Raw genomic sequence first — 12,598 nt, 5'->3', positions numbered from 1 at the left:
CTTAATCGTTGCCGCTCAACTGCTTGAGCTGCGACTCCAGGGATTTCTGCTGTTCGCCGTACTTCTTGAGCAGGGTTTCCAGATTGGCGAAAATCGTCTTCTGCCGACTTTCCCAGGTTTCAATGCGACGCTGTTCCTGACTGATCTTTTTGTCGATATTCTCCATGACCGTCTTGTAGTTGTCCCGCAAGGACATCAAGGCGCCGTTTTTGGACTTCAGGGCAATGGCGTCCGCTATTTCGTCAGGCGTGCTGTTGGCATTGATGTTCACATTAGTGAAGGTCAGCTCATCCTTGCAAAAGCTGTTCACCGTCTGCACAAGGCCCTGCTTGATGCGCACATACATGGGCTCTTCACCGGCCGGGGGATGCTCGCCGGGCGTGAGATCGTCGATCAGGATGGACAGGCCGCGCGCGTCGCCACGAGCCACGCTGTAATAATATCCCGGCATGCTTTCGTCACGCGTGGCCTTCACGCCGCCCACATAGACATCGCCAATCGTACCGTCATTGCCCACGGTGTAGGTCACTTCATAGTTGCCGGCCTTGGTGATGCCCTCGACATGGCTGCCGTAGCGGAAGTCAGCGCTGGTGGAACTGCCTGTGCCGCTGGCGCAGAAAAAATCCACCACGGCTTCCAGGTTGTTGGTGATCATGCTGTTGTAATTTTCTTTGTCCAGCGTCTGCAGTTCCGCAATGCCGGACTTGGGGGCGATCACCAGCAGGCCGTAGGTATCGCTGCTTTCATCCGTATCGGTCTTGATGCCCAGGTTGGCCAGACTGGCCAGCACGTCGCCGGAAAGGATGTCGTCCGCCGACTGGCGGCTTTTGAAGCCGGGCGGGGCGGAACTGAGCAGGCTCGAAAAGCGGCTTTTGAACAGCTGCACCCCGTAGTTGCCCGTGAGCAGACCGCCTTTCTGGTTGGTCAGGCCCGAGGGGCTGTAGTTTTTCTTTTCAATATCATCGGGATCGTTGGAGGTGACCTCCTTGTCTTCATCATAGGCGGTATAGTCGCGGATGGTCAGCAGAACGGAATTGACCGCGTCCAGAAAATTCTGAATGGACTGCTCCACCGAGGTGATGTCCGTGCTCACCGCAATGCGGGCGTCGCCCACATCCTGAATATTGAAAACCACACCGTCAATGACGTCGCTCACGCGGTTGGAGGAGGACTCCATCTCCATGGGCCAGTTGTCCACCTGGTAACGGGCGTTGGCCGAACGCTGGATGCTCCAGTTGCTCGACGTGGCCACCTGCCCCTGGATGCTTGGGCCGCTGACATTCTGGACGTTCTTGAGTTGCAGGTAAACGGGCTTGCCACTGGCGGCGATCTCGTCCAGCGTCAGGGGGGTAACGCCGTCCGCCCCCACGTATTCCTTGCCGTCGGCGTCCGTGAAGGCTACGCCCAGGTCGGGAGCAGGGGAGAGCGGATTATTGTCCTTGTCCTTCCAGACCCAGGCTCCCGTGCCATTCTTCAGGCTCTCCAGCACTTCCTTCATGCTGGTGCCGGAGTTCAGGGTAAGCGTCCCGGTCGCTCCGTCATTGGTGGTGACGGTGTAGACCAGATCCGGCGGTTCCTCCAGATAGGTGCCGGTACCGTCGGTGTAGAACAGGGAATTCCCCCCCGGCGCGGTATTCGTTGCGGGCACCGTCGTGCTGGTTTCAATTCTGGTCGTAAAACCCGCCGTCCCGCTGGCGCCGGTAGTCAGTTTGAAGTCCTGAACGTTGTCCAGTTTCAGAATATTGTTGTCGGCGCCCGAAATTGTGCCGGGATAGGCGGCATTGACGGCGTCCAGCAACTGCTGGTTGGTCATGCTGCTGTTCAGCCTCGTGCCGTCGGCCAGACTGTCCACATAAACGACAGAGCCGTCATCCAGGGTGAGGGTGAAAACCAGGTCGACGCCGGGGTCGCCGGCGGCCTTGCCGTCAATGCGCTCGCTCAGTTTGTCCTTGTCAAAAGTCAGGGTGGCGGAAGCCGAAGTCAGATTACCACCCAGAGTGTCCTTGACGCCCGAAGCGGGTGTAGGCTTGGTCTTCAGCTGGCTCGCGTCGGTGAGGTCGGCGCAGGCCACATTGGTGACGCCGCTCAGACTCACCCCCCATCCGTCAGCGCCGAGGCCTATATTCACGCTGTCGCCGCTCTGGGTGGCCTGGGCCATCTGGACCAGAAGGTCGCGCTTGGTGGCTCCGGCCTTGATCTTGAATTCGCGTGTGGTGCCGTCCTCCATGGTCATGGTGAAGGTCAGCAGATCGTTGTCGCCCTTGCCCGCGGCCATGCCGCCGACGGCGTTCAGCTTTATGTCATTATTATTGGAATCTTTAAGATCTCCACCAACGCCCACCCAGGTGGAGGCCGGCTTGTAGGCGTCATCCGAGCTTTTCCGGCGGCTAAACGACTTGACCCCGCCCATCACCAGATTGCCGCTGCCGTCCAGGCTGGCCGTGATGCCGCCCGCGGCGTTGAGCGCGGTCACAAAATCGTCGGCGGTGGCGTTGCCCTTGATGGTCACACTTTTTTTGGCGCCGCTCTGCAAGACGATATCGTAAATATATTCCGTGGGATCGGTCACGTTCTGGCTGATATCCAGACTGTTGTTGGTCAGCCAGGTGGACGTCGTCGAGCCTGTGGTGCCCATGCCCACCAGGTTGTTGTTATAGATAATAAGATTATTATCCGCACCGGTGTCCTTGCCCGCCACCTGAAAGACATAACCCGAACCGGACTTGATCAGGCTGATTTTGATGCCCGGATTTTCCGTGGAGTTGTTGACCATGCTGGCGAAGGATTCCAGCGTGGTGCCGGCCGGGACCTTGATCTCATGATCCTTGCCCGCATAGTTGAAACGGAAATACTGGGTCGTGCCCGTGGTGTTGATAACATCGGTCTTGGAGTTGAACACATGGCCGGTATTGGCCCAGATGGCGTTGCTGGCCACCTGCGAGACCTTGATGGTGTGCTGCACGTCCTGGGCCGAGGCGTTGGCCACGGCGGTGAGGATGTTTTCGTTGCTGCTGGTGACGTTTTTGGTGACGAAATTGTTCTTGTCGGCCAGCGTGGACAACAGATTGCTGGCGGCTTGCACCTGCTCGATGAGCTTGCCGAAGGCCTCATAGCGCAGATTCCAGTCGCTTTTCCAGGCTTCAAGCCGGTTCAACTGTGTGGATTCGATCTTTTTGAGCTGCTCCAGCACCTTGTCGAAATTGGTGTCGTTGCCGCTCAGACCGGAAATGGAGTTGGAGCCGGAAATGCTGATTGCCATACGCGCCTCGCACTGCGAAAGATAACTGCCGCGCCAACGCGCGGACCCGCTTCAAAAAAACAGCGGGGCACAGAAATTTATGCAAAATGCGTGCAAAGAATTTTTTGCCGGGTGTGAACGCCCTGTGGGCGGGCGCAGCACGATCCGGCTTCTGCTGTTCTCTTTTTTTAACGGCTGCCGTGTGACAAAGTTTAGAGTATTCCAACCCTTCCAATGTCAGAGTACCCTGCGCGTATTATGCGTGAACCGCTCTGCAAGGATTTGTCTGCAAATCCTTGCCACGGAATGCGAGTAGGCGGGCTTGGCCCGTCGTAAACGAGCATTTCACGTGTTACATGTTCTGGAAGACCTGCGCTGCGCGGCGCTGCCGCACGGCGCGCGGTTTTCACTGTCAGGCGGCGCTATCAGCGCAACGGGATTCCAGGGATGTTTCCAGAGCGTGAACGACGAGCGCCGCGCGCTCACTGAAAACAGCAAACGCGCGGCGCTCAAAAAACGCATCCGGTGGAAAATGCGCGGATCCGGAAAGGCCGACGCTAACCGGCCATAAACGCCTCCCAGCGCGCCAGCAGCGCCCGCAGGGCGTTGCCGCGGTGGCTGCGGGCGGTTTTGTCCTCCCGGGAAAGCTGGGCCGCGGTTTTGCCGATCAGAGGATCGAAAAAGACCGGATCGTAGCCGAAGCCGTTCTCCCCGCGCGGCGCGGTCAGCAGGCATCCCTCCCAGACGCCGCGCACCACCATTTCCGCGCCGCCGGGCTTCACGGCGGCCATGCAGCTCACAAAACAGCAGGCGCGGCGGTCTTCGGGCACCCCGGCCAGTTCGTGCAGCAGCTTGCGGATATTGCGCTGGTCCCGGCTTTCGCCGGGCAGGCTTTGCCAGTCGTCGGAATAGCGGGCCGAATAGACGCCGGGCCTGCCGTCCAGGGCCTCCACCATCAGGCCCGAATCGTCGGCCACGCTGACCAGGCCGGTAATCCCGGCCACGGCTCGGGCCTTGATCAGGGCGTTTTCCTCAAAGGTCGTGCCGGTTTCTTCAATATCCTCAATCCGGGGGAAAGCCTCCAGGCCGATGACCTCCACGCCGAAATCGGCCAGGGGCCCGGCCAGTTCGCGCACCTTGCCCGCGTTGTGGGTGGCCAGGACGATGCGTTGCCGTTGTTCTTCCGCCATGTCAGCTCCTTTGAAACGCCTTAAGCTTGCGTATGATGATGGGGGACAACCAGGGTGGCGGCCAGAATGCCGCCGATGACCAGCACGCCCCCGGCTATCTGGGCCGGAGCGATGTGTTCGCCCAGCACCAGCACCGAGGCCACGGCCGCGAAGACCGGCAGGCTGTAGTAGACGATGCCCGCGCGCACCGGGCCGATTCTGTCCACGGCCAGGGTCCAGAACCAGAACGAAATGAAGGAACAGCCCACACCGGCGTAGAGAATGCCCGTCAGCAGGGCCGGGGACAATGCGGGCGGGGGCAGCAGGCAGGCCTCGGCCACGGTGAAGGGCAGGGAATAAAGCAGGCCCAGGGCGAATGTGGCCACATTGAATCCCAGAGGCGACACATCGCCGGAGCGCTGGCGCATGAACAGCGAATAGAGCCCGAAACAGAGCGCGCCGCCCAGGGCCCAGAAATCGCCGCTGTTGATGCGCAGCCCGGCCAGACGCTGCCAGTCGCCCCGGCTGACCAGGATGATCACGCCCGCCAGCACCACCAGCATCCCGGCCAGGCGGCGCGGGGTGATGGGTTCGCCGTAGAGGACGCGTGACAGGATCAGGATCACAATGGGCGCCGTGGGCACCAGCAGGGCCATATTCAGGCTTTCCGTGGTCTGCCCGGCCTTGTAGATCAGGGTGTTCATCAGGGTGACGCCCAGCACGGCCATGAGCGAGAGATACAGCCAGTGCCTGCGAATGCCCGGCCAGTCCCGTTTCAGATGCCTCCAGGCAAAAGGCAGCAGGACCACAAGGGCCACCAGCCAGCGCCAGAAATTGCATTGCCACGGGGGAATCAGGGTGGCCAGAGCCCTGGCCACCACGAAATTGCCCGACCAGATGATGGTGGCCAGCAGAGCGCTGCCGTACCCCAAAGCGGTTTGCTGCATAATCCGTCCTTCGCGCTTTCGCGTAGTCCGGAAGCGTAGCCGATTCCGGGGGCGAAAGCAAAACAGGGGCCGGGGCGCGGGACCGCCGCCTTGCGGCCCCGTCGGAGATGCGCTACATGGGCGCAAGCGAGGAAAGCCATGCCCCAGGATTTTTTTGTGGTCTTGTCCGTGGCGGAAGTGACCCGCCGCCTGAAAACCTTTGCCCCTTTGCCCGCTGAAACGGCAGCGCTGGAAGACCCGCGCGGTCTGGAAGGCCGGGTGCTGGCGGCCGACGTCACGGCCAGGGACGACGTGCCCCTGACCAACCGTTCCGGCATGGACGGCTACGCCGTGCAGGCGGCGGACGTCTTCGGCGCGTCCGAGGGCAACCCGGTCTATCTGACCCGCGTGGGCCGCATCGCTGTGGACCGCCCGGCGGATTTCAGTCTGGAGCCGGGCCAGTGCGCGGCCATCGTCACCGGCGGCTCATTGCCGGACGGAGCCGACGCCGTGGTCATGGTGGAACATACCCTTGAACTGGCCGCCGGACAGGCTGATGCCGGACCGGTTGCCGGGCAGGGGGAAACGCTGGTGGAAATCCGGCGGCCCGTGGCTCCGGGCGCGCATGTGCTCCGACGCGGCGACGACGCGCGCCGGAGCTGTCCGGCGCTCCGGGCCGGCACGCCGCTCCGCCCGCAGGAAATCGGCCTGCTGGCCGCCTGCGGCGCGCAAGAGGTGACGGTGCGCGCCCGGCCCAGGGTGGGCATCCTCTCCACCGGGGATGAGGTCATTCCCGTCAGCGCCGATCCCCGGCCCGGTCAGGTGCGCGACGTGAACAGCCACGCTCTGGCGGCCATCTGCCGCGAGGCCGGGGCCGAGCCGCGCCTGCTGGGCATTGTGCCGGACGATCTGGAGGCCATCGCCGCCGCCCTGCGGAAACATCTCGCACAGGTGGACGTGCTGCTGCTCTCCGGCGGCAGTTCGGTGGGCGCGCGCGACTTCACCATCGCCGCTCTGGAACGCCTGCCCGGCGCGGAAATTTTCTGTCACGGCGTGGCGCTTTCGCCGGGCAAGCCGCTGATTCTGGCCCGCGTGGGCGACAAGTGCGTCTGGGGTCTGCCGGGGCAGGTGGCTTCGGCCCAAGTGGTCATGTTCGTGCTGGGCGCGCCCTTTCTGCGCCACCTGGCCGGACGGGCCAATGCCTTTGACCAGCGCCTCCGGCCCGCCCGCAAGGCCGTATTGTCGCGCAATATGGCTTCCAAACAGGGGCGCGAGGATTATCTGCGAGTGCGCCTGGAAGCTCCGGCGACGGACAGGGACCTGCCTCTGGCCGTGCCCGTGCCCGGTCTGTCCGGCCTGTTGCGCACCCTGCTGGACGCACAGGGCTTGGTGCGCATTGACGCCAACCTTGAGGGCCTGGAAGAGGGCAGCGTGGTGGACGTGCTCTTGCTGTAGGAGCGCACGGGCGGGCTGTGAGGCCGCTCGACGGATGGGGCTTGCGCGTCAGCGGCACAACACGCCCCCATACGCTTTTCTTTTGCGCCGCAAGCGCGTATACGAAAAATTTCAGTCATCACAGTGAGGAGCGCGCCATGAAAATCACCGATATATTCGCTGTCCCCGCGCAGGAAAACCGCATCCCCGTGCCCTATGTCATCGCCGAAGCCGGCGTGAATCACGAGGGCAGCATGGACATCGCCCACCGCCTCATCGACGAAGCCGCCGAGGGCGGGGCCGACGCCATCAAGTTCCAGACCTACAAGGCCGCCACCCTGGCCTCCAAGGATTCGCCCGCCTACTGGGATACGCGCAAGGAACCCACCAAAAGCCAGTATGAGCTTTTCAAACGGCACGATTCCTTCTGGAAAAACGAATTTGAAGCGCTGCGAAAGCACTGCGACGCGGCGGGCATCGCCTTTCTGTCCACGCCCTTTGACGTGGAATCCGCGCATTTTCTCAACGATCTCATGGACGTATTCAAGATCTCCTCGTCCGATATCACCAACAAGCCCTTCATCCGCATTCTCTGCGATTTCAAAAAACCCATCCTGCTGTCCACGGGCGCGGCCCATCTGCATGAAATCGCCGAGGCCGTGGAGTGGATTGAGGAAAAAGGCAATCAGCTGGCCCTGCTGCACTGTGTGCTGAATTATCCCACAGCCGACGAACACGCGGCCCTGGGCATGATTCCGGCCCTCAGCCGGCACTTCCCGCGGCACGTCATCGGCTATTCCGACCATACCCTGCCCCAGGACATGCACATCCTTGAAACGGCCACCCTGCTGGGCGCGCGCGTGCTGGAAAAGCATTTCAGCCACGACAAGACCCTGCCCGGCAACGACCATTACCATGCCATGGACAAAGAGGATCTGAAGCGTTTTTACGCCCGGCTCCGGCGCACCCTGGCCAGCGTGGGCGAACTGGACGTGCGCGCCCTGCCCGAAGAGGAACCGGCCCGGCAACACGCCCGCCGCTCGCTGGTCACGGCCCGCGCCGTGCCCGCCGGTCAGATCCTGACCCCGGTGGACCTGACCTGGAAGCGTCCGGCCCACGGCATTTCCCCGCGCAATTATGACGAAGTGCTCGGCCTGCGCGCCCGGCGCGACCTGCCGGAAGACACGGTACTGAACTGGACGGATCTGGACAAGGCATGAACGCGGATAGCCTGACGGACACGACGACGGGCGCGCTGACCGGCGGCGTCACCCTGGTGCTGGGGACCATGCCGCGCGGGGCCGAACCGGAAACGCATTGGGCCGCCGGGCCGTGGTGCTTTGCCGGGGCCGAGGATTTTTTTCCGGACTGGGAGGACCGCTTCGTCTTCGCGCCGGAGCCCCTGCGCGACCTCAAGGTTCTGGAACGCGCGGCCAAAGAGGCGCAGGCCCTTTGCGTGGACAGCCTGCCCGCCCTGGCCGCGCGGCTCTGCCCGCACAGCGCGGAACTGCCCGCCCCCTACTGGGAAACCCTGCTCACGCCCTGGGCCATCGACGTGGCCAAACAGATTGTGGAACGCTGGCAACGGGTCAAGGCCATGACCGAGGCCTGGGGGCATCTGCCCCTGCTCGTGCCCCTGCTGCCGGAAAACTGCACTTTCAGCTTTCGCGGCGAACACGATTTCACCCTGCACGGCGCGCTGGGCGTGGCCTTCAATCACTGGCTGCTTTCCCGCCTGCTGGAGGCCCACTGGCCAGAAGCCTGGCGCAAGGAAATGCTGCCCCCGCTCAGCGAAGCCTACGGCGACGAGACGCCCACGGACCTCAAGGGCCGTCTGCGACAGTGGGCCCGGCGCGCGCAATTGCGCCTGCTCTTTCCGCGTCTCAAAGGCATGAGCCTTTGGCAGGCCCTGCGCTTTTCCCTCTCCCTGCTGCATGTGAGCTACGGCCGGGACCATTCCCAGCCCCTGGCCCAAACCTACGGCAGCCGGGCCACAGGCGCGGACGCCGCTCTGCCCCTGGATCCCCTGCCCCTCTTTCTGGCCGCCCTGCCGCGCTCCCTGGTCCGGTTGCGCCATCCGCAACGGCTCAAAAAGCATCTCTTTCCGCCCTGCCTGCGCGTGGCCAGCGTGGCGGCCTATGAGGACGCGGCCTACCGCCAGCGTCTAGCCGTCTGGCGCGCCCACGGCAACCGGCTGATGTACGTGCAGCACGGCGGCAATTACGGCCAGGTGCGGGTCGTTTGCGACACGGCCCTGGTGGAATACAGCCAGCACGCTTTCGGCACCTGGGGCTGGAGCGAGCACGCCGGCAGCCGGGGCAATTTCATCCCCCTGCCCTACCCGCAGATTGCCCGCATCGCCGGGCGCTGGCGCGGTGAAAACGGCCGCCATCTGCTCTTTGTGGGCACGGAAATGCCCGCCTACGGTTACCGCCTGAACTCCTATCCCACGCCGCTCCAACTGGTCCAGTACCGCGAGGACAAGCAGTGGTTTTTCGAGGCTCTGGGCCGCGCCCTGCAGTCCCGTACCTTTTACCGCCCCTATTTCGACCTGCCCGGCGCCCTGCAGGACGCCACCTGGCTGCTGCCGCGCTTTCCCCGCGTGCGCCTGAGCGTCGGGCCGCTCACCCCCCAGATGCTGGACTGCCGCCTGCTGGTTCTGGACCACCACGGCACCACCATGCTGGAAGCCCTGGCCGCCAACGTGCCCACCATCCTGTTCTGGACGCGCGAGGTCTGGCCGCTCACGCCGGAAAGCGAAGCCCTGCTGGACCTGCTGGCCCGCGCGGGCATCTGGTTCGGCTCCGCCGAGGAGGCCGCCGCCAAGGCCAACCAGGTATGGGAAGACCCGGTTTCCTGGTGGCGCAGCGCCGCCGTGCAGGACGCGCGCCGCGCGTATTGCGCCCTCCAGGCCATGATGGTCAAGGGCAGCGAAAATCCCTACTGGACTCAAACCCTGACAAAATTATGAGCATGATTTCCCGTTATTTTCTGCTGTTCCTACTGGCCGCCGGGCTGCTCTGCTGCCCGGCCGCGCTTTCCCTGCCCTCGCTGGTGCCCGCGGCTCTGGCTGACGACGCCGGCGACCTGCGCGAAGTCCAGGCCGCCATCAATGCGGCGGATTACGGCAAGGCCGTGGGCCTGCTCAAGCCTCTGGCCGACGCGGGCAATGCCGAAGCCCTCTATGTGCTGGGGCGTCTGACCCTGGACGGCAAGGGCGTCAAAAAAAATGAGCAGCGCGCGGCCCTGTTCTTCCGCCAGGCGGCTGAAAAGGGCGACATCAGCGCCCAGAACGCCTGGGGCACGGCCCTAGCGTCGGGCCAGGGCGTACGCCGCAATTACCGCGAAGCGGCGCGTTGGTTCCGCAAGGCCGCCGAACAGGGCCTGGCCATGGCCCAGTACAATCTGGGCTACCTCCATGCCTACGGCCGGGGCGTGGCCAAGGATGAAAACGCGGCCATTGACTGGTACAGCCGGGCCGCCAATCAGGGGCTGGCCGACGCCCAGTATTCCCTGGGCTGGACCTATCTGAACAGCAAGGGCGAAAACCAGAGCGACACCAAGGCCGTGCACTGGTTTGAAAAAGCCGCCGAGCAGGATCATGTCAAGGCCCAGAACAATCTGGCCTTCATGTATGCCGAGGGGCGCGGCTACGCGCAGGATCCGTCCAAAGCAGTGCAGTGGTACACCCGCGCCGCCGAGCGCGGCTACGCCGAAGCCCAGTACAATCTCGGCTTCATGTACGAGCAGGGCCGGGGCGTGCCGCAGGATTACAACAAGGCCGTGGAATGGTACCGCAAGGCCGCCGAACAAAACGAGCCCGCCGCCCAGTACAGCCTTGGCCTGATGTATGATCAGGGCACCGGCGTGCCCCGTAATCTGAGCGAGGCCACCCGCTGGTACCGCCTGGCCGCCAAAAACGGCGATCCCGACGCCAGGGCCGTGATCCGCGCCCAGGGCAAACCGGAAACCCCGGCCAAACCCACGCCCGCCGCCAAGCAGACCCGCAAGAAAGCCAAACAGCAGTAACCCTTCTCTCCGGCGCAGACAGTAAAAGAGGCCGCATTAATGCGGCCTCAGACGAATGACAAACCCCGCTTCGCGGCGTTTGCGCCGCCTTCGGCTCGTTTTCAAGAAAACTCGCCGGGCGGAAAGGCAGGAAAATCAATCGCTTAACGGCGCAGCAAAGCTGCGACCTACTCCTGATTTTCGGGGCTGCCGACTTTGTCAACAGCCTGAAAGAGGCCGCATTAATGCGGCCTCTTTCAGGGTTATGGGAGAGTATTGTTCCCGTTCTATGAACCGGCTGCGGCGCTGGTGAGCTTCTCCAGCATGCCGCGCATCTTGGCCACCACTTCCAGATTGGGGGCGGCCCCGTAACGGCCCGCGATCCAGGCGGGATCGCTCCAGCTCAGCATGACGCCGTCCGGACTCTCCCAGACCAGAATCTTCAGAGGCAGGTCCAGGGCCGCTTCCGGGGCGGCCTGCATCAGGGCCGTGCCCACGGCGGGATTGCCGAAAATCACCACCCGCGCGCCGGTCATATCCAGACCCGCGCCCTGGGCGTTGGCCCTGTGGTCCACTGTGGCAAATACCGGCGCTTTGGCCGCCGTGAGCGTGTCGAGCAGACGCTTCCAGACCGTGTCCAGATCGCCGTGGGCCTTTTTCCGCATCAGGCCATGCTGCATATCAGTATTCATTGAAACATCCTTGGCTTGAGTTTCAGAGGCAACGCCCATGCACAACAGGGCTAGCAGACAATACAGGGCCGCACAAGCGGCCGGGCCGCGAAAAGAAGTCATAATGGAGCTGTTCATGCCGTCCTCCCGTTCAGGCCGCCGCAGTGCGGCGGCGCAGGTATTTTTTTGCCGAGTCGGCCATGCAGACCAGAGCCGCGCCCATCATGATGACGTCCTTAATTACCAGCCGTCCCCTGCCGCTCAGATAGGGGAAACCGTGCTCCGCGTCGCCCAGATTGGGCACCCAGACCTGCGGCGTGGTGATCAAGAAAGAGAGCGTGACCAGGGACATGCCGAACACCAGCAGCCCGCCTATTGCCGCCACCTGCGGCAGCCAGGGCTGAAAGCAGAGCAGAATGCCCAGGCTGACGATGATCGCGCCGATGATATGCGAGGCCGTATAGGTGCCGTGCTCCTGATGCCACTGACGGTTTTCCGGCACCAGCTTGCCTTCGGGATTCATGTGCGCCCGGTAGTCCGCAGGGTTGTTCATCAAAAAGCTCATAAAAGGGCTTTCGGCCACAAAGGGCACAATGCCGTCCGCCTCATAGGGCGCGACTTTCAGGCCGCCGATCCAGAGCAGGACCACAATGAGCCCCAGGCGGGTCAGAGAGACGGCAACGCTTTCAGTCTGGGCCATGCATCGGAAAACGGATGACATACGGATTTCCTCCGGGTTGGGGTGGACAGGCGGGTCGGTGAAGCCTGTCATGCAAGCGTATTTTCTCGCGCCGCATATTTATTAATTATCGTTTATTAAAAAATAAGCGTCATTGTCAAGAACAAAAAAGCCGCCCCCCTCGCCGTCGCGAAAAATCCGCTGCGGAAACATAAGAAATTAATCTATAAATAATTAGCAAGATATTGCATGGCCCGCTTGTCCGGGATATCGTCAAAAAGTTTCAGCGGCAGCCGGCATGCAAGCCCATAGTCCACGTATATGCGCTCAGGCCATGCCGGTTCGTTCCGGCCTCCCGGCTTCCCGTCGCGGGAAAAACCATTATGCCGGGCAGGATAATTTTTGCGTTTCAGGGTCCCCACAGGAATTCGGCCACATATTTTTCACTTAACGTAAATATTGCGAAATAATTT

10 protein-coding genes are annotated in these 12,598 nt (G+C 62.7%); 5 read left to right on the top strand and 5 right to left on the bottom strand.

Annotated features, from left to right (window positions below; all coding sequences use genetic code 11):
* Position 1 precedes the first annotated feature (1 nt).
* Entirely contained in the window at positions 2 to 3,259 is a 3,258-nt protein-coding gene (fliD, locus tag FYJ44_RS09445) for a flagellar filament capping protein FliD (RefSeq protein WP_154511485.1), read from the bottom strand.
* A gap of 301 nt (positions 3,260 to 3,560) precedes the next feature.
* On the opposite strand from fliD, the gene FYJ44_RS09440 reads away from it, so the two are divergent.
* Positions 3,561 to 3,809, top strand: a complete 249-nt coding sequence (locus FYJ44_RS09440; protein WP_154511483.1) for a hypothetical protein — start codon at positions 3,561 to 3,563, stop codon at positions 3,807 to 3,809.
* On the opposite strand, the gene rdgB is transcribed toward FYJ44_RS09440, so the two are convergent.
* Positions 3,796 to 4,428 (bottom strand): RdgB/HAM1 family non-canonical purine NTP pyrophosphatase, encoded by a 633-nt coding sequence (rdgB, locus tag FYJ44_RS09435; protein ID WP_154511481.1) that lies wholly within the window; start codon positions 4,426 to 4,428, stop codon positions 3,796 to 3,798. The two genes, FYJ44_RS09440 and rdgB, sit on opposite strands and share 14 nt — an antisense overlap.
* 20 nt (positions 4,429 to 4,448) lie before the next feature.
* Positions 4,449 to 5,354, bottom strand: a complete 906-nt coding sequence (locus FYJ44_RS09430) for a DMT family transporter (RefSeq protein WP_154511479.1) — start codon at positions 5,352 to 5,354, stop codon at positions 4,449 to 4,451.
* A gap of 138 nt (positions 5,355 to 5,492) precedes the next feature.
* Between FYJ44_RS09430 and FYJ44_RS09425 the strand changes: the two genes are divergently transcribed.
* From FYJ44_RS09425 to FYJ44_RS09410, 4 genes are all read left to right on the top strand, one after another.
* Positions 5,493 to 6,788 (top strand): molybdopterin molybdotransferase MoeA, encoded by a 1,296-nt coding sequence (locus FYJ44_RS09425; protein ID WP_154511477.1) that lies wholly within the window; start codon positions 5,493 to 5,495, stop codon positions 6,786 to 6,788.
* 137 nt (positions 6,789 to 6,925) lie between these two features.
* Entirely contained in the window at positions 6,926 to 7,987 is a 1,062-nt protein-coding gene (locus FYJ44_RS09420; protein WP_154511475.1) for an N-acetylneuraminate synthase family protein, read from the top strand.
* Positions 7,984 to 9,738 carry an LIC12162 family transferase gene (locus tag FYJ44_RS09415; RefSeq protein WP_154511473.1) on the top strand — a complete coding sequence of 585 codons (1,755 nt, stop codon included), beginning with the start codon at positions 7,984 to 7,986 and terminating at the stop codon, positions 9,736 to 9,738. The genes FYJ44_RS09420 and FYJ44_RS09415 overlap by 4 nt, the downstream gene beginning before the upstream one ends.
* On the top strand, positions 9,735 to 10,796 hold the full coding sequence (locus tag FYJ44_RS09410) for a tetratricopeptide repeat protein (protein ID WP_154511471.1): 1,062 nt from the start codon (positions 9,735 to 9,737) through the stop codon (positions 10,794 to 10,796). The genes FYJ44_RS09415 and FYJ44_RS09410 overlap by 4 nt, the downstream gene beginning before the upstream one ends.
* A 266-nt stretch (positions 10,797 to 11,062) precedes the next feature.
* Here the strand turns inward: FYJ44_RS09410 and FYJ44_RS09405 are convergent, their stop codons facing one another.
* Both FYJ44_RS09405 and FYJ44_RS09400 read right to left on the bottom strand, forming a co-directional pair.
* On the bottom strand, positions 11,063 to 11,467 hold the full coding sequence (locus FYJ44_RS09405) for a DUF302 domain-containing protein (protein ID WP_154511469.1): 405 nt from the start codon (positions 11,465 to 11,467) through the stop codon (positions 11,063 to 11,065).
* Positions 11,468 to 11,597: 130 nt separating this feature from the next.
* Positions 11,598 to 12,167: a DUF417 family protein gene (locus FYJ44_RS09400; RefSeq protein WP_154511467.1), complete on the bottom strand. Its 570-nt coding sequence runs from the start codon at positions 12,165 to 12,167 to the stop codon at positions 11,598 to 11,600.
* Between the last annotated feature and the right edge of the window lie 431 nt (positions 12,168 to 12,598).

Source organism: Desulfovibrio porci, assembly GCF_009696265.1.
Taxonomy (GTDB): domain Bacteria; phylum Desulfobacterota; class Desulfovibrionia; order Desulfovibrionales; family Desulfovibrionaceae; genus Desulfovibrio; species Desulfovibrio porci.
Note: the sequence above shows the minus strand (reverse complement) of the source record. Positions and strands in the feature narration are given on the sequence as shown.

Excerpts from the sequence above, each read along its gene's own strand:
- fliD (WP_154511485.1), bottom strand. The coding sequence starts at position 3,259 with ATGGCAATCAGCATTTCCGGCTCCAACTCCATTTCCGGTCTGAGCGGC.
- rdgB (WP_154511481.1), bottom strand. The coding sequence starts at position 4,428 with ATGGCGGAAGAACAACGGCAACGCATCGTCCTGGCCACCCACAACGCG.
- FYJ44_RS09430 (WP_154511479.1), bottom strand. The coding sequence starts at position 5,354 with ATGCAGCAAACCGCTTTGGGGTACGGCAGCGCTCTGCTGGCCACCATC.
- FYJ44_RS09425 (WP_154511477.1), top strand. The coding sequence starts at position 5,493 with ATGCCCCAGGATTTTTTTGTGGTCTTGTCCGTGGCGGAAGTGACCCGC.
- FYJ44_RS09420 (WP_154511475.1), top strand. The coding sequence starts at position 6,926 with ATGAAAATCACCGATATATTCGCTGTCCCCGCGCAGGAAAACCGCATC.
- FYJ44_RS09415 (WP_154511473.1), top strand. The coding sequence starts at position 7,984 with ATGAACGCGGATAGCCTGACGGACACGACGACGGGCGCGCTGACCGGC.
- FYJ44_RS09410 (WP_154511471.1), top strand. The coding sequence starts at position 9,735 with ATGAGCATGATTTCCCGTTATTTTCTGCTGTTCCTACTGGCCGCCGGG.
- FYJ44_RS09405 (WP_154511469.1), bottom strand. The coding sequence starts at position 11,467 with ATGAATACTGATATGCAGCATGGCCTGATGCGGAAAAAGGCCCACGGC.
- FYJ44_RS09400 (WP_154511467.1), bottom strand. The coding sequence starts at position 12,167 with ATGTCATCCGTTTTCCGATGCATGGCCCAGACTGAAAGCGTTGCCGTC.